Source organism: Lysinibacillus sp. NPDC097162, assembly GCF_044762185.1.
Taxonomy (GTDB): Bacteria; Bacillota; Bacilli; order Bacillales_A; family Planococcaceae; genus Lysinibacillus.
This window is the reverse complement of sequence record NZ_JBIWDT010000004.1, coordinates 167,204-183,250: the sequence shown is the minus strand read 5'-3', so window position 1 is coordinate 183,250 and position 16,047 is coordinate 167,204. Positions and strand designations below refer to the sequence as shown.

The window sequence follows — 16,047 nt, the reverse complement described above, 5'->3', positions numbered from 1 at the left end:
TGCTATAATCGCAATTTTCTAACAACGGAAAGGTGTGAAAACTATGGATAATACTAAAACCGTCCACCGATTAAGCACTGTGGATAATGCCATCTCATTACTCACATTATTTTTAAAATACCAATCAATCGGGCTAGTTGATATTGAGCGCGAGCTACAAATTAGTAAAACAGCGGCTTTTCGTTTAGCAGTTACGTTAACTGACCGTGGTATGCTATTAAAAAATTCCGAAAATAAAACGTATCAGCCAGGGCCAATTATTTTCCAAATCGTCAATCGCTTTCATTCGCCAGATATTGTCTCTATTGCCCAGCCATACATGGTGGAACTTGCAGCTACAACAAAGGAGTCTGTTTACTTATCTATACGCTCAGGTAATAAACACCTCTTTTTATCAGGATTTGAAAGTGAACATGCCTTAAAAGTAACCACTCCACTAGGAGAAGAATATGAATTATATTACGGCGCTATCGGTAAATTACATATGGCCTACATGTCGCCTAAAGATTTACAAACATATTTTAATCGCACTACCTATATCCAACATACAGAAACTACGCTAGATATTGAGCTTCTAAAACAACAGCTCTCCACTATCAAGCAAGATGGCTATGCCTGGAGCCTTGGTGAACGGGCAGATGGTATGATTGGTGTTGCTGCGCCTATTTGGGGGAATAGTGAAGAGCCTGTAGCCGCGCTAACGATTCTTCTCCCTCTTTCCCGTTTTAATGATGACATTAAAGAACAAATGGAAAAAATCGTGCAAGAATATACAGCAAAAATTACACAAGACTTTCTTGAAAAGCAACACTAGCCATTTGCAATGACCTGTTGCTTAAAACTTTCCTTTACAAGGGTTTGTTCAAATGCAAGCCCTTGCTCTAACGATCGATCCATACCACTAGAAATTAATCGTTTAATTTGCTGTGCTGTCTTAGGATACGTCGTTATACGCTTCATAAAATTTAATACTTCATCAAATAAATGCTCTTCTTCAAAAATGTCCGTGACAATTTGACGAGCCTTCGCTTCCTCAGCTGACAAATAATAACCTTTCATCGCAAAATCGATTGCCCAACCATGACGCATTAATCGGGGTAGGCTTTGTGTTCCGCCAGCTGCCGGTAACATACCTAGTGCACATTCAGGCAAAGAAATTTTTGTTTTTGGTGCTGCAAAACGAAAGTCGCAAATCATCGCCATCTCAATGCCAGAGCCAACCGCAAAGCCATGTAAAATAGCGGCAATCGGCTTAGAGCATCGACGGAATTCATCCCAAATATCATGCTGAATCCGAATTTTTCGCTTTTCAATGACGGAAGGTATTGTGCCAAATTCTTTTAAATCTGCACCAGCACAAAATCCTTTGCCATTGCCTCGTAAAATAACGCCATCGATTGTAGGGTCAGCCTGTACGGCTAAAATTTGTTCATACAGTGCATCACGCATCGCCACACTAACAGCATTTAATTTTTCAGGGTGATTCAATGTAATAATGGCTATATTTTCATCTCGCTCTAATAAAACGATTGATTCCATGTCATCTCCTCCTACTCTCCAATAAAATGTGGCTTGCGCTTCTCTAAAAATGCCTGTACACCTTCCATACGATCACGTGAAGTTTGTAATAATAAATACACATCTAACTCTAAACGTAAGCCTTGCTCAAATGGTAGCTCGCTTCCACGATATAAGCATTCCTTCGTATATTGTAATGATAAAGTAGAGAGCTCGCTTAGACGCAATCCTTCTGCACAAGCCGATTGCCACAACTCCTCACGTGTTACTTGTGTTGTAGCTAAGCCTAACGCCATCGCTTCCTCCGCAGTTACAGTAGACTGACCAAGCAAGACACTCATTGCAGCACCTTTACCAATTAACCTTGGCAATCGCTGTGTAATGCCCCCGGCTGGCACTAATCCGTAAGCTAATTCAGGTACCGCGAATTGCACATCCTCCGCGATTATTCGGATATCTGCAATACAAGCAAAGCTAAATGCTAATGATGTACATTGCCCATGAATCGCCATAATAATTGGATATGGTAGCTTTGCCCATAGTTCAAGTGCTTCTGTTGCAAGGCATACTGTCTGATATTGTTGTGGAACATCTTCCTCTACAATCGCAGGGAGTCTACTGCCAATTGAAAACTCATCTGCACTCGAACCGACAACAACTACTTTAATATCCGTTGCATCACGCAAATAAATAGCCACATCTCGTAACTCTTGAATAAAGGGTGCATGCCATTCATTTTGTGTTTTACTGTCTATTAGTTGTATGTAGGCAACGCCTTGCTGTTTGGCTATATTGATAAATTGATAAGTCATAGTGAATCCCTCTTTTCTTTGGAATAATGTGTCTTGTAATAAGTTGTATGCTCACCAAAATAAGGGGCTCTTCCTTTCTGTACTTGCCACGAATTTGGTGTTTCCTCTATTATATTGTCATCACATTTATGCATTGTTTTGACACATGATGCATCAGATGTATGCTTATAAGGAACCCAAGCTACCATCGTCGCTACTTCATATTGCGAAACATCAATCATATAGGCTGCATGCGTTGTTGTTTGTTCATACAAGGCAAGAATAATCGAAAAGGCGCCCATGACACCTGCTAGCATGTCACTTATTGAAAATAGTGGTAGCGTAGGGGTTCCTGTATGATCTAATGTTTGTGCTACTATTCCACTCATGGACTCTAGTGTGGACCCATAGCCTACATAATCTCGATAAGGTCCTGTTTGACCAAATGCGGATAACGATGCATGAATAATTGACGCATTGTGTAGCTGTAGTACATCATCTGTCAAACCAAAATTCCCCATTACACGCGGGCTAAAATTATTAACGACAATATGGCTGTCTTCAATGAGACGTAACAGTATCTCTTTATCTTCCTCCACGTTCAAATCTAAAACGACTGATTTTTTATTGCGATTGAGCTCTTCAAAAAATGGCGTTGACCCCGACTTACCACGAATGCCATCTGGCCGATGTGGCGCTTCGATTTTAATTACTGTAGCTCCTAAATCTGCAAATAATCGTGTACAATACGGACCAGCCCACATCGCTGTCAAATCCACAATTTGTAACTCCTTAAAACTGGTAAAAGAAAAGGGCTGGTTTGCTGCCAGCCCTTTTGACATAATCCATGGGGAACGGATGATGCGTTGTTGTTCAATAAAACCTCTACTTTTATGTTGGGGACATTGTATTACTTCCTGATGCGATTGGACATTAGCAAATGGCAATCGAAACGTTTGCCCAAGTGTCATTAGCTCTTGCCGTAATTGACTTGAACTCCACTTACTTAGTGATGCCTCGATATCACTTTTTTGCAACCATCTTTCAAATTGTGTCGTACAAGTTGGCAAATCTAATTGTGCCCAACGAGTTAAAAATGCCCACTGTTCATCACTTGGAGCACCAATGAACAGATGACCATCCACAGCAGGGGTTAGCATCATCGGCACAATCTCTTGTTCTTCTTTCGTAAACAGTCGACCATGTAGGGCACTCGCTAAAATTGAGGCTACATGCACCACTACTGTGGATTCGCGCCGCCCTTCAAGTAACTGACAAACTGTGACAAAAGCAATATGAGCTGCCACTAATAATGAGGCGGGGAAACCTCCAATGGCAATAGAAGGGGATGTTTCTTGCTCACTTTCTTTAAGCCAGCCTGCTTTTACTTGTAGTTCACGCTCATCACCTGTTTGAAAAGAATGAAAGTTAATGAATACTGTGACTGCTTTTGGAAAACACGCATATCTCCACATACTGTCGTCCGTTAGTACAATATCCCATTCACTCACTGTTTGTACCGATGATGTAAGCACCTTCTGTGAATCACAAAAGAAAGGTTGCTTCAAACTCACTTTTTCTACATAGGCTCCTTGCAGCCGTAATAATTCAGCAGCAAAACTCGTTGCATGCGTTGTCGAAAGTTCTAGAATTCTACAGCCCTTAAGTGTTTGCTGCTTCATAAAACGACCTCCTATTTTAGTCCGCTGTTGGTAATGCGACTGGTTTTTTCACCTGCATATTTTTGTTACAGCATTGTACAGAACCTTCACCGGATTTGATGCACATTACTTCACTTCCGCATTCCAAACATTCAAAGCGTTTTCCTAATTGATTCGCCATCGTACATCACTCCTTACTTTTTCTCACTAATCTTCTGCCCACAGCAAGTTAGCTGTCCCTCGCCGATTTTCATAATAATGAATTCGCTTTGACATTTTGGGCATGTGAATTTCGTTCCTATTTTAATGGTCATTTACGCTCCCTCGCTTTAGCTAAGCATTTTATTGCCGATAATATTTTTTTCTAGCAAGCTATTATAATCTTCATCCGAAAGTTGTAATAACTCCTTAAACACATACTCATTATCCTGACCAAGTAACGGCGCGGGTGCTTTATGTAAAACACGTTCATTGTTCCATTTAATTGGCCATGAAGGATATAAATGTGTCCCTACATACTCTCTTGTTACTTCTTGATACATATTTTTTAAAAATGAATCTTGCTCCATTTCATGCACTTCCAATACAGGACCTGCTGGTACACCGACTTTTTGTAGACGTGACGCAATTGCATGATGTGTCTCCTGCTGTGTCCACTTCGAAATAATAGTATCTAACTCATCATGGGCAGCAAAGCGCCCTGCCGCCGTCTTCAAACGCTCATCGTTTAGGAGCGATTGTGCATTCATTTCTTGGCATAAGCTTTGCCATTCTTCATCCGAAGTGATGGAAATCGCAACCCAACTATCTTTACCTTGTGTACGGTATACACCTTGTGGGGCAATTCCTGGCTGACGATTACCGACACGGCTCCAATTTTTGCCATTCAATATAAAGTCCGCAATAGGTGCGCCCATATAATTCACACAACCTTCATTTTGCGCAAGCTCAATTTCCTGTCCTTCACCAGTACGATCTCGATTCTCTAGTGCAATTAGCAAGGCAGCTGCCGCATGAAAACCTGCTAATACATCAGCGACGCCAAGTACAGTCATCGGTTTACCATCTTGGTAACCATTTAATTGTGCAATGCCTGATAGCATTTCAAATGTATACGCAAACCCAGGCTGGTCACGATATGGTCCTGTTTTCCCATAGGCTGGCATCGATAGCATAATCACATCTTTCTTATACTGAGATAGCACGTCATAAGTTAAATGAAAGTTTTCCATCACACGTGGTGTATAGTTTTCAATGACAATATCGCATTTTTCCATAACTTTTTTAAAGTACGCTTTTCCCTCTTCATCATTTAAATTAAGCGTCGCACCTAATTTATTATGATTTGCAGCGTTAAATTGTGGTCCAAACTCCCACCAATATTCCTTCGGGGATGTTAACATAAAACGGAAACCATCCGGTGATTGAATGGATTCCAACTTAATAATTTCCGCACCAAGTGCACCGAGATAAGACGTACACATTGGGCCTGACCACCACATCGACAAATCTAAAATTCGTACGCCCTTTAATGGTTGATGCATATGATTCACCCTTTCTACATTTGTGTACTTTTATCATAAAATGCTTTGAATGTTTTTTCGTTATGCTCACCTAATAAAGGTGCGCTTGTACGAATCGACCAAGGTGTTTTCGACATTCGGAACGGTGCACCAGGTTGCTTCATTATGCCAAGCTCTGGATGATTGACCTCGACGAAAAATTCACGTTCTACATACTGCTCTAAAGAAAGTAAGTCTTCAAAAGTTGGAACAAGCGTTACAGGTACACGCCATTCATTGCCTAAAGCAAGCACTTCTTCAGTCGTATGCTCCATTAAAAACGCATCAAGACGCTCTTGGAAAATGTCCTTATGAATTAATCGTTGCGGTAACGTTGTAAAACGCTCATCTTCTACCCAATCATACGCCTCAATCATAAAGCAGAATCCTTGCCAATGTTGACCTGTTAGAACACTTATGCCGACATGCCCATCCTTACATTGTTCAATACCTGGCAGCATGACATAACGTCCCTCGTACTTAAAAACACTTGTCGGATAAGAGTTTTGAACAGTTGGATAGGAACGCTGTAATAAGCCCATTTCCGCAATGGATATATCTAAATGCGCACCTACTCCCGCTTCCCGAGCCTCTCGACATGCCGCTAGCGCCGATGATGCTGCAAACGTACCTGTAATATACTCTAAAATACGTAATTGTCCCGCTGCACGTACTGGCTCTCGATTTGGCTCACCTACTGAAGATAAGAAACCGCTCATAGCCTGCGTAATAATCTCCGTTGCCTTATAGTGTGCAAATTCTCCCTGTTGCCCAAAGTTTGAAATCGATACCACGACAAGCTTTGGATTAATTGCCTTTAACGTTTCATAATCTAAGCCAAGTCGCTGCATCACACCTGGTGCAAAGTTTTCAACAAGTAAATCCATATCCTTCACTAACTGCTTGATAACACGAATACTTTGCTCGGATTTTAAATCGAGTGTAATACTTTGTTTATTATTATTTAAATAAGCAAATAGACCACTCGCATTTAAATTTTCCTCATTATTTTTAAAAGGACCAGCCGCTCTTGATGGATCACCCGTTTCAGGACGTTCTACTTTAATGATTTCAGCTCCATAATCCGCCAATATTTTTGTACAATAGGGTCCTGCAATATGCCAGGATAAATCAAGTACCTTCAGATGAGTTAACGCTGAATTCGTCATCTACTCCCCCCTTACATACTAGATACTTTTGAAGGTTCTTCTGGCTTTATGGACAACCATTCACCTAGATTACGCAGATGCACTTCTGACGTACCAAATTCTAGTTGTTGCCCTTTAAAGCGACGGTAACAAAACTGTAGTGGATAGTCATAATCAATCCCCATCCCACCGTGTAGTTGATGTGCACCCGTCACTACTTTTTGTCCTTCTTGACTAAGCCAAGCTTTTGCAATGGCTACTTCTGTTGTCGCATCTTTGCCTTCTACTAATCTTGAAAAAGCATGAAAGGCTGCTAGACGACCACCTTCAACAATTGTTAACATATCCGACATGCGATGTTGAACCGCTTGGAACGAACCAATTGGCACATTAAATTGATGACGCTCCTTAACATAATCGGATGTAATATCAACTGCTCGACTGAGTACACCCGTCATTTCAATAGATTTTAATGCTGTCGCAAATGTTAGCATATCGCTAGCTACTCGGAACCCTTCTCCAACCTTGCCTACGATTTCCTCAGCAGACACTTCCACATGATTAAACTGCACTTCACATAAACCGTCTGCACTAATCGTTGGAATGTCTTTCACTTCAATTCCTTTTGTAGCCGTATCAATAAGGAAAACTGTCAACCCTTCCTTTGAACCAACAGCACCCTGATCTGTACGTGCTACGACAAATAACTTTTCAACTGACTGTGCAAAAGGAACAAATAACTTCGTACCATTTACCACATATTTATCTCCAGCAAAAACCGCTTCTAGCGTCAGATGCTCCAATTTGTTATGGGCATGTGGCTCTGCAATGGCATAGCTGACTTTCTGTTCTCCATTTGCAAATGCGGGTAGCCAACTTTCTTTCTGTGTCTCAGTACCATGTGTAAGCACTGGCATGACACCACTCACGATTGTTGATAAGAAAGGTCCTTGGAATAAGCCCCAACCCGCTTCCTCCATGACAATCGCTAAATCTAAAAAGTCTCCACCAAAACCACCATATTGCTCTGGCACAACAAGACCGACAAAGCCTAGCTCCACCAGTTCGTTATAAAGCTTTTCTGAATAATGATGTGGATTTTTTTCAAAGGCACGTAATTCCTCCAGCCCACACTTCTCTTTAAAAAACTTCCGAGCTGTTTGCTTAAACTCCTTTTGAATATCATTTAAATGAAAATCCATTACGAACCCTCCTCATATTTTTTTAAATTTAATAAGAGATACGTCTTCATATACCTGATCGTCTACGACTACTTCTACAGGCATTCCAATTGCTATTTCATCTGGAGCAGCATCGAGCATATTGCCGACAATTCTTGCCCCATTTTCTAATTCAACTAACACGACTTCATACGGTGTTTGGAACCCTGGGTGTACCGAACGGTGATACACAACATAAGAATAGATTTTTCCTTTTGTAGGTGCCTCAACCCATTCCAATTCAAAACTGTGGCAGTTATAACAAACAGGACGCGGTGGATGTAACACCGTACCGCACTTGCAACATTGTTGAAAATGTAGTTTCTTTGTTTCCCGAAGCTTGTGCCAAAACATTTCCGTATCTTCATTCATATTAGGCTTTGGCGTGCCAATACCCGTATATTGCACCATATTGTTTTACCCCCTTCTTAAAATGAGCCCACTTGTTGGCACACATGTACCACCTGTAACAAGCACATTTTCTACGTTATCTATTTGTGTTGTGGATGTACCACGAATTTGACGAACACCTTCTGTTATTAAATTCATACCATGTAAATAACCTTCCGACATTAAGCCACCTGCTGTGTTAATCGGTAACTCACCATGACGATTGATTCTCGTACCACCTTCACAATACGCAACCCCCTCACCTCGACTTACAAAGCCAAGTGCTTCCAGTTGCATCGGAATTAACGGACTAAATGCATCGTAAATCTGTGCCACATCAATGTCTTGCGGTGTAATGCCAGCTTGTTGGAATAACTTTTTACCTGATGCTTCTACTTCATGCAAAAACGTAATTTCATCGCGGTAATAACTCGTCATCACTTCTCCATTTGTAGACATTCCTTGGCTTGCTCCCGCTATAATTGCTGGCTTTTGTCTTAATGCTTTTGCACGCTCTGGCGTTGTCACAATGACTGCAATTGCACCGTCAGTACTTAAACAGCAATCATGGCGACGCAATGGCTCAACATTAATAGGCGATGCCAAATATTCCTCCATCGTCATTTTACGATTATAAAAAATTGCATTCGGATTGCGGTTGGCATTTTCGCGATTTACTAAAGGTGCCCATGCTAGCTGTCCATCCTTTATGCCATAGTCATGAATGTAACGGTTGGCAAACATCGCTACCCATGACACAGGTGTTAGTAAGCCATACGGATGATACATGCCCATGTGCAAATCTCCGCTTACACGTGTTGGCTCAAAATCGCCATAACGCATCGGACCAGATGCATCACGAATGGAACGCACACAAACTACGTAGTTCGCCATACCCGATGCGACAGCTGCTGCTGCACTGGCAACCGTTCCACAACTCGCACCACCACCATATGGAATTTGGTTGAAGTAACTTAAGTTTGGAATCCCAAGTGCCCGTACAATATCTATTTGTGTCGCACTATCCATCGTATAATTGACCATGCCATCGATTTCTTTTATATCTAATCCAGCATCCTCTGCAGCAGCAAGAATCGCTTCAAGTGCCATTCGTAATTCCGTTCTTCCGCAATTTTGACTAAATTCCGTTTGTCCAATGCCTACAATTGCTGCTTTCCCTTGAATCGTTTCCACACCTTTACCCCCTTGGTAATGCTAAGACGCCTTCTCCTAATGCGTGATAGCCTAGATTGTTTTTACCGACAAACTCAACCTCTACTAAACATTCATTGTTTTCCTCATATTTGTTTTTCACATGTCCAGTAAAGACGAGCGTGTCATTTGGATAGTTGGGTACTGCTAATTTCAACGCAATTTTTTTCAATGTACTTTCTGGTCCTGCCCAATCGGTTAAATATTTACCGACAAGTCCGTTCGTCGTTAAAATATTCATAAAGACATCATCTGCGCCAGCTACCTTTGCTGCCAAATGATCGTGATGGACGTTTTCATAATCATGCGTTGCTGCAATCGCACCACCCACAACTAATGCTGCCGTTACCTCCCTAGAAGTAGTAGGCAGTTCCGTTCCGACTTCAACTGAATTCCACGTTATGCTTGCATATGTCGTCGCTTCCATTCCCATTCCTCCTATTGTTGCACTTGCGCTTGATACGATAAGATTGTAAATGACTGCTTACAAACAACCTCATGGCGCTGATTTAAAAATGTATATAAAAATGTCGAGAAGTAGCCTGGACCACGTGCCGTTTGCTTCAAAGGTGAAATTTCTTTCACGGACAGCGTATAGCTAATGTCATCCCCAATTTTCATTGGCTCAAAATATTCTTGTACTTGTGCTGTCGCAACAATCGAAGAATAGCCATGCTCCTTTAGCAAATCTACTAAATGTTCCATTGAATTTTTTTCGCGCTCTACTTTTGGCCAAAGTGGATTCATCGTATACACTTGCACCTGAGTTGGTGGTGCGATAATTTCCCCATAGCGTGAGGCCTTTGCATAAGCGTCATCATGATACAGTGGATTAGCATCTTCCATCACTTCGCAATAATGGCGAATCATCGGACGGCATACTTCATCAGTGCCTTTTGTCACCTCTGATTCAATGCCGACTAGCGATTGTAGCATTTCTGTTGTTAATGACATGTCTTCGTTCCCTCCTCTGTATTAAGCACGGCGTAAGCCTAAACCAAAACGTGCCACTAAATCTCGTTGTACATCGTTGGCACCGCCACCGAATAAGAACACAAGGCGTTTCTTTGCATAATTTTCTGCATCGCCGTTCGCTATTGCCCATTCAGAGCTATCTCGCACTTGCCCAAATAGCCCCATAATATGCATACAAGAATCAAAAACACGCTGATTGATTTCGGCTGCAAACACTTTGTTCATCGAAGGTCTAAATGGCGCTACTTGTTCATTGTCATGTCCCCATGCAGCACGGTAATTGAGTAAACGCAATACTTCTAAATTCATCTTCATTTGTGCAAAATGCTCTTTTACCCATGGACGATCAATGACAAGTTCACCATCAATCACTGCTTCTTGAGCAAATGCTAATGTTTCTTCCACCATACGCTCCATACGCGCATATGTAGAAAGCATTAAACGTTCAAGGGAAAGTTGTGACGTAATGTATTGCCAGCCTTTATTTTCTTCACCAACAAGCGCCGAAGCAGGTACGCGCACATTTTCATAATAGGTAACATTCGTTTCTTCACCCATTAGTGCCATTGGCGTAACAGAAAATCCTGGGTCTGTCGTTGGTACTAAAAATATCGAAATACCCTTATGTTTTGACACCGTTGTATCTGTTCGCGCTGCAAGCCAAATATAATCAGCAATATGTGCATTTGTCGTGAAAATCTTTTGACCGTTGATGACATAATCATCACCATCACGAACGGCTGTTGTTTCTAATGCAGCTAAGTCAGTACCTGCTTGTGGTTCTGAATAGCCAATCGCTATCTCCACTTCACCTTTTAATATTTTTGGTAGAAAATAATTTTTTTGTTCCTCAGTCCCTAATTTCATTAACGTTGGACCGACTGTTTCTAGCGTAATGAACGGAATATTGACACCTGTGCGATCTATTTCCTCGATAAAAATATATTGCTCAAGCGGTGTAAGACCTTGCCCACCATACTCCTTTGGCCAACCAACACCGAGCCAACCATCATCACCAAGCTTTTTAATGTATGCCTTCCAAATAGGTCCCCCTTCTGGTGTTACTTTCAACTCCTCGATTAACTCCTCAGTTATTTGCTCCGCCAAGTACTCACGAATCGTCTTACGTAACAATTCTTGTTCTGCTGTTAATTCAAATTTCATTTCCCCCATCACCTTTCTATTTTTATTCCACTAAGTTAGTAGTATATTGATCACGTAAATCACGCTTTAATAACTTACCTGATGATGTACGTGGTAATTCCGTTGCAAATTCTATTATTCTAGGACATTTAAAACTAGCGAGTCGCTCTCGACAATATGCCGTAATATCCGCAATAGCGGGTGGTGCAAGTTCATTATTTGGAATAACGACTGCTAAAATCTCTTCGCCCCATTCCACACTAGGTACACCTATCACTGCTGCATCAGAAATTTCTGGATGCGCCATAAGCACATTTTCAATTTCCTGCGGTCCAATATTTTCACCACCACGGATAATCATGTCTGAGTTGCGACCTTTTAAAAATAAATAGCCATCCTCATCGAAGTAACCCATATCTTTTGTGTTGATCCAGCCTTCAATCATCGTTTCTTTCGATTCTTCTGGACGATTCCAGTAACCTTTCATCGCCTTTGCGGTTTTAATGTAAACGTTACCAATTTCATTAGGAGGTAACTCATTATGACCGTCATCGAGTATTTTAATGTCCACATTTGGCAACGGCTTTCCTACCGAATGTAAACGTTTAATCTTGCGTTCAATTTCTTCTTGTGTACCGACAAGCTTATGGTCATCTGGCCCTAACACAGCGACAGTAGATGTTGTTTCAGTCATGCCAAAAGCATTGGCAAAATCAACTGATAAAGGGAACATCTCAATTGCCTGACGAATAATTGGAAATGGCATTGGTGCTGCCCCGTAGGATAAGCTTTGTAAACTTGAAAAATCAGTTTGTCCGAAGCGTGGATGGTCAATAATACGCTTTAGCATCGTCGGCACTAAAAATGCGTGTGTTACTTGCTCTTGCTCTAGCGTATCTAGCCACGTATCTGCTTCAAACTGGCGAATCAATACAATACGGCGACCACCATAAATACAGTTACAAATACTTGTTGCCCCCGCTACATGGTAATTTGGAACACATGTTAACGATGCGCCATTTGGCAAACCTGTTGCCGCTTCGGTATGCCCCATCACATAATTTGTTAGCTGTGTATAAGTAAGCATGACCCCTTTTGGCAAACTCGTTGTCCCACTCGTATAGAGCAAAATCGCAATATCGTCTTCATCTATGTCGGCAAAGTCAATCATCGGCTCAGTATTCGCAATGTATGTTTCATACAATTCGTAACCATATGCGTCATCACCTATTACAATCGTCTTATCAATGTTGCACATCGGATTATTTAAAAATTGCTCGATGGATTGTACATAGCGACCTTCAATAAGTAAAACTTTAATCTCGCTATCTCGTAGCATATACTCCAACTCTTCCGGCTTCGCACGATAGTTAATCGGCACAATTGTTGCACCTAGTTGAAATGCTGCAAAAAAACTTTCTACCACTTCCGGGCTATTTGTTGAAATAACTCCCACTCGATCCCCATGTTTAACACCATCGGCTGCCAATCGACTAGCCAATGCGCCTACACGCTGGGCAAGTTGCTCATAACTTAAACGCCGATTAAAAAAAGTTAAAATTTCTTGCTCTGGTGCAATACTTGAGGCAATTGACAATAGCAAATATGCGTTCATTCCGCCGCTCCCCTTTTATTGAATATTCAGAATATTATAGTCATTTCGATTATGATAATATATAATTTCGAATATAGCAATAATTCTTCAAAATTTTTTATTTAGAACCAAAAATTAAAAATTGTGGGGTGTTTTTATGAAGGTAAAAAAAGACCGTCGTGCACAGCATTCACGTAACTTAATCAAGCAAACGTATATTTCTTTAGTTCAAGAAAGAGGCTCTACCGTTGTTTCGATTACAGATATCGTCGCTCGTTGTAATATTAATCGCTCTACATTTTACATGCACTTTCAAACAAAGGAACACTTACAAAATCAAATTGTTTTGGATTTTATTGAAGATATTTGCGGGATTATGGATCAGCATTCAGAGCCATCTCCAACTTTCTTTTTTCAATACGGTGTACAACATGCCATTTTTAGCTATGTCGAACAGCACTATGTCGCCTTCCACACATTTTTAACTTTTAGCGATTCTTTTATGAAAAGACTTTCTTCTGAAATCTATAACCAATTTTTAACTTTAGTAAAAGACAAGATGCCGGCACCTCAAATTGCTGCCACGTATTATGCGTCCGTCATTACAGGCATGATTTATCATTGGAGTGTTGAAACATATTATCAATATTCCGCACAATTTATAGCGCAAGAAACGACGAAACTTTTCGAAAGTAACATGCTTTGTCAGCAATTAAATGGTTAAAAGTAGAATACTGTCGAAACGTTAGTAAAAACCCATCAAAGTATAAGACAATGTTGTTTTTACGACATTTTTATAAAATTTGTGGATTGAATTCTTAAAAATATATCTCTTATAATGAGGCTTAATAAATTCTTGCAGAAGGAGATGCATTGGATTGTAAACGCTTTATTATCATTAAGGGGGATGATTAGAAATGGCAAGTACGGAAAATAAACCACAAGATGCAAAGGTCACAAGGGCACAATGGATTCAATTTTTAGCATTAGTTTTCGGGGCATTTGTAGCAATTGAGGCAATGGCATTTCAGGCACCAGCCATTCCGGTAATTTCGCAACATTTTAAACTACCAACCTATTTAGCTGGTTTAATTTTACTAACTTTTTATGTTGCTTCCGCTACACTGTATCCAATTGTTGGTCGTTTAGCAGATCAGTATGGTCGAAAAAAGATATTGCTCATCGGCATGGTGATTTTCACGATTTCAGAAGTTGCCGCTGCAATAGCGCCAGATTTCACAGTCTTCCTAGTTGCAAGGGTATTCCAAGGGGTAGCGGTAGGCTTTATTTTACCAATCGCCATTGCTTATATCGGGGTCATTTTCCCACCCGAAAAACGAGGAATGGCATCGGGCATTTTTTCATCCGTACAAGCTATCGCTGCCATGTCAGGCGCTGCAATTGCAGGCTATTTGATTTTACAATATGGCTGGCCCATTATTTATTGGATTAGTGCGGCATTAGCGTTTCTTGGCTTAATTGTTGTCTTAATTTTCGTAGAGGAATCGAAGGGAGAAAAGCAATCATCCTTTGATTTTATCGGTCTCATCCTTATCTTTGTTACATCGATAACATTATTGTCCGTGTCCACAATCGGTAAAATGTTTGGCTTCTTTTCACCGTATACAATCATTACGTTAGCTGTAGGATTAGTTGCAATTGTGCTGTTATGGATTTGCGAAAATCGCATGAACAATCCACTAATTGAGCTATCTCTATTGAAAATTAAACTATTTAGTATGGCGGTCGGCATTAACTTGCTCATCGTCGCAACCTTTATGCTATTCATCTATTGCATGAATTTCTTTATCTCCTCACGACCAGGCGGGGATGCATCCCAAACAGGATTATTTTACATGTTCCTATACGGGGCATCGTCGATAGGGGGCTTAGTCGTAGGACGGTTATCAGATAAAATCAATGGCCGTTCCATTTTAATTGCCATTTTCTTTATCCCAACAATTATAATGTTTATCTTTACAATGCTTGACGCATCAACACCTTTTAATATTATTGCGACATTAGCCGTTTGTCTTGGTTTCGTATCCGGAGCCAATACACCAATCTTAATGAAATTTGCCTTAAACGAAGTACCAAAAGAAAAACTAGCGGCAGGCGCAGGCCTATTCTCATTCATCCGTGACTTCGGCACACCATTAGGCTCTGTTTCAGGTATTGTGCTATTTTCTATTTTTAAAGACGCGGCATTTAAAGAAACGTTACTCGCTTCCGCAACGGAAGCTGGCATTGCAAGCGAGCATTCAGCAGCACTACTAGCCGCTGGTCAAACAGGTACTGTCGAAAATAGTGCATTAGCTGAACATCTTACATCTTTAGGAGTATCATTCGAGTCCATCTTTACAACAGCAACTGCAGCCGGCCTTACATCCGCTGTCCATACGATCGCCTATATTGCGATGGCACTGTTTGCTACTATATTGTTCTTATGCTTCTTAATTCCGAAGACGAAGAAGGCACCTGCTTCAGCAGTTATTGCCTCGGAAATGGTTGCTGTTGAGGAGACGGTTTCTTAGAGTTTGTTGCGAAATAGAAAAAGTGTTAGCTTGATGGCGATCAAGGTAACACTTTTTTTGCTTATACGTTGATGTCCGCTACGGCGGTGGTTGGTATGTGCGGGTTTACAGGCGATTTTCACGCTTTTAGCGGCGATTTCTTTAGGTTTACGGGCGATTCTCACGCTTTTAGCGGCGATTTCACTATGTTTACAGGCGATTCGCACGCTTTTAGCGGCGATTTCTTTAGGTTTACGGGCGATTCTCACGCTTTTAGCGGCGATTTCACTATGTTTACAGGCGATTCGCACGCTTTTAGA

The 16,047-nt window shown here is 41.0% G+C and carries 17 protein-coding genes; 3 read left to right on the top strand and 14 right to left on the bottom strand.

The genetic code is table 11. The features are described from left to right. Window positions 1-43: 43 nt before the first annotated feature. Complete coding sequence (locus tag ACIQXW_RS17620; RefSeq protein ID WP_402764270.1) at window positions 44-814, top strand: IclR family transcriptional regulator; 771 nt, start codon at window positions 44-46, stop codon at window positions 812-814. Here the strand turns inward: ACIQXW_RS17620 and ACIQXW_RS17615 are convergent. The 13 genes from ACIQXW_RS17615 to ACIQXW_RS17555 form a co-directional block, all read right to left on the bottom strand. Then, window positions 811-1,539 carry an enoyl-CoA hydratase/isomerase family protein gene (locus ACIQXW_RS17615; protein ID WP_402764267.1) on the bottom strand — a complete coding sequence of 243 codons (729 nt, stop codon included), beginning with the start codon at window positions 1,537-1,539 and terminating at the stop codon, window positions 811-813. The two genes, ACIQXW_RS17620 and ACIQXW_RS17615, sit on opposite strands and share 4 nt — an antisense overlap. Before the next feature lie 11 nt (window positions 1,540-1,550). Beyond that, on the bottom strand, window positions 1,551-2,330 hold the full coding sequence (locus tag ACIQXW_RS17610; RefSeq protein ID WP_402764264.1) for an enoyl-CoA hydratase/isomerase family protein: 780 nt from the start codon (window positions 2,328-2,330) through the stop codon (window positions 1,551-1,553). Continuing rightward, window positions 2,327-3,991 carry a CoA transferase gene (locus tag ACIQXW_RS17605; protein ID WP_402764261.1) on the bottom strand — a complete coding sequence of 555 codons (1,665 nt, stop codon included), beginning with the start codon at window positions 3,989-3,991 and terminating at the stop codon, window positions 2,327-2,329. The genes ACIQXW_RS17610 and ACIQXW_RS17605 overlap by 4 nt, the downstream gene beginning before the upstream one ends. Window positions 3,992-4,007: 16 nt before the next feature. Beyond that, entirely contained in the window at window positions 4,008-4,151 is a 144-nt protein-coding gene (locus tag ACIQXW_RS17600; RefSeq protein ID WP_340822610.1) for a hypothetical protein, read from the bottom strand. 148 nt (window positions 4,152-4,299) lie between these two features. Beyond that, entirely contained in the window at window positions 4,300-5,514 is a 1,215-nt protein-coding gene (locus ACIQXW_RS17595; RefSeq protein WP_402764258.1) for a CaiB/BaiF CoA transferase family protein, read from the bottom strand. A gap of 14 nt (window positions 5,515-5,528) precedes the next feature. Next, a complete protein-coding gene (locus ACIQXW_RS17590) occupies window positions 5,529-6,701 on the bottom strand; it encodes a CaiB/BaiF CoA transferase family protein (protein ID WP_402764255.1) in 1,173 nt (390 codons plus the stop codon). A gap of 11 nt (window positions 6,702-6,712) precedes the next feature. Then, on the bottom strand, window positions 6,713-7,882 hold the full coding sequence (locus ACIQXW_RS17585) for an acyl-CoA dehydrogenase family protein (RefSeq protein ID WP_402764253.1): 1,170 nt from the start codon (window positions 7,880-7,882) through the stop codon (window positions 6,713-6,715). Window positions 7,883-7,894: 12 nt separating this feature from the next. Next, window positions 7,895-8,311 carry a Zn-ribbon domain-containing OB-fold protein gene (locus ACIQXW_RS17580; protein ID WP_340822603.1) on the bottom strand — a complete coding sequence of 139 codons (417 nt, stop codon included), beginning with the start codon at window positions 8,309-8,311 and terminating at the stop codon, window positions 7,895-7,897. A gap of 6 nt (window positions 8,312-8,317) precedes the next feature. After that, the gene (locus ACIQXW_RS17575; RefSeq protein WP_402764250.1) at window positions 8,318-9,484 is read right to left on the bottom strand and encodes a thiolase C-terminal domain-containing protein; all 1,167 of its coding nucleotides are present in this window, start codon (window positions 9,482-9,484) and stop codon (window positions 8,318-8,320) included. A gap of 4 nt (window positions 9,485-9,488) precedes the next feature. Continuing rightward, window positions 9,489-9,929, bottom strand: coding sequence for a hotdog family protein (locus tag ACIQXW_RS17570; protein ID WP_402764247.1), 441 nt, complete (start codon window positions 9,927-9,929; stop codon window positions 9,489-9,491). Window positions 9,930-9,940: 11 nt separating this feature from the next. After that, window positions 9,941-10,456, bottom strand: a complete 516-nt coding sequence (locus ACIQXW_RS17565; RefSeq protein WP_402764244.1) for an FAS1-like dehydratase domain-containing protein — start codon at window positions 10,454-10,456, stop codon at window positions 9,941-9,943. Between the two features lie 21 nt (window positions 10,457-10,477). Further along, complete coding sequence (locus ACIQXW_RS17560; RefSeq protein ID WP_402764241.1) at window positions 10,478-11,641, bottom strand: acyl-CoA dehydrogenase family protein; 1,164 nt, start codon at window positions 11,639-11,641, stop codon at window positions 10,478-10,480. A gap of 22 nt (window positions 11,642-11,663) precedes the next feature. Then, entirely contained in the window at window positions 11,664-13,235 is a 1,572-nt protein-coding gene (locus ACIQXW_RS17555) for a class I adenylate-forming enzyme family protein (protein ID WP_402764238.1), read from the bottom strand. 136 nt (window positions 13,236-13,371) lie between these two features. On the opposite strand from ACIQXW_RS17555, the gene ACIQXW_RS17550 reads away from it, so the two are divergent. Both ACIQXW_RS17550 and ACIQXW_RS17545 read left to right on the top strand, forming a co-directional pair. Next, the gene (locus ACIQXW_RS17550) at window positions 13,372-13,938 is read left to right on the top strand and encodes a TetR/AcrR family transcriptional regulator (RefSeq protein ID WP_402764235.1); all 567 of its coding nucleotides are present in this window, start codon (window positions 13,372-13,374) and stop codon (window positions 13,936-13,938) included. Between the two features lie 193 nt (window positions 13,939-14,131). After that, window positions 14,132-15,748: an MFS transporter gene (locus tag ACIQXW_RS17545; RefSeq protein WP_402764233.1), complete on the top strand. Its 1,617-nt coding sequence runs from the start codon at window positions 14,132-14,134 to the stop codon at window positions 15,746-15,748. On the opposite strand, the gene ACIQXW_RS17540 is transcribed toward ACIQXW_RS17545, so the two are convergent. After that, on the bottom strand, window positions 15,745-16,047 hold a 303-nt coding region (locus ACIQXW_RS17540), incomplete at its 5' end, for a hypothetical protein (RefSeq protein ID WP_402764231.1). The two genes, ACIQXW_RS17545 and ACIQXW_RS17540, sit on opposite strands and share 4 nt — an antisense overlap.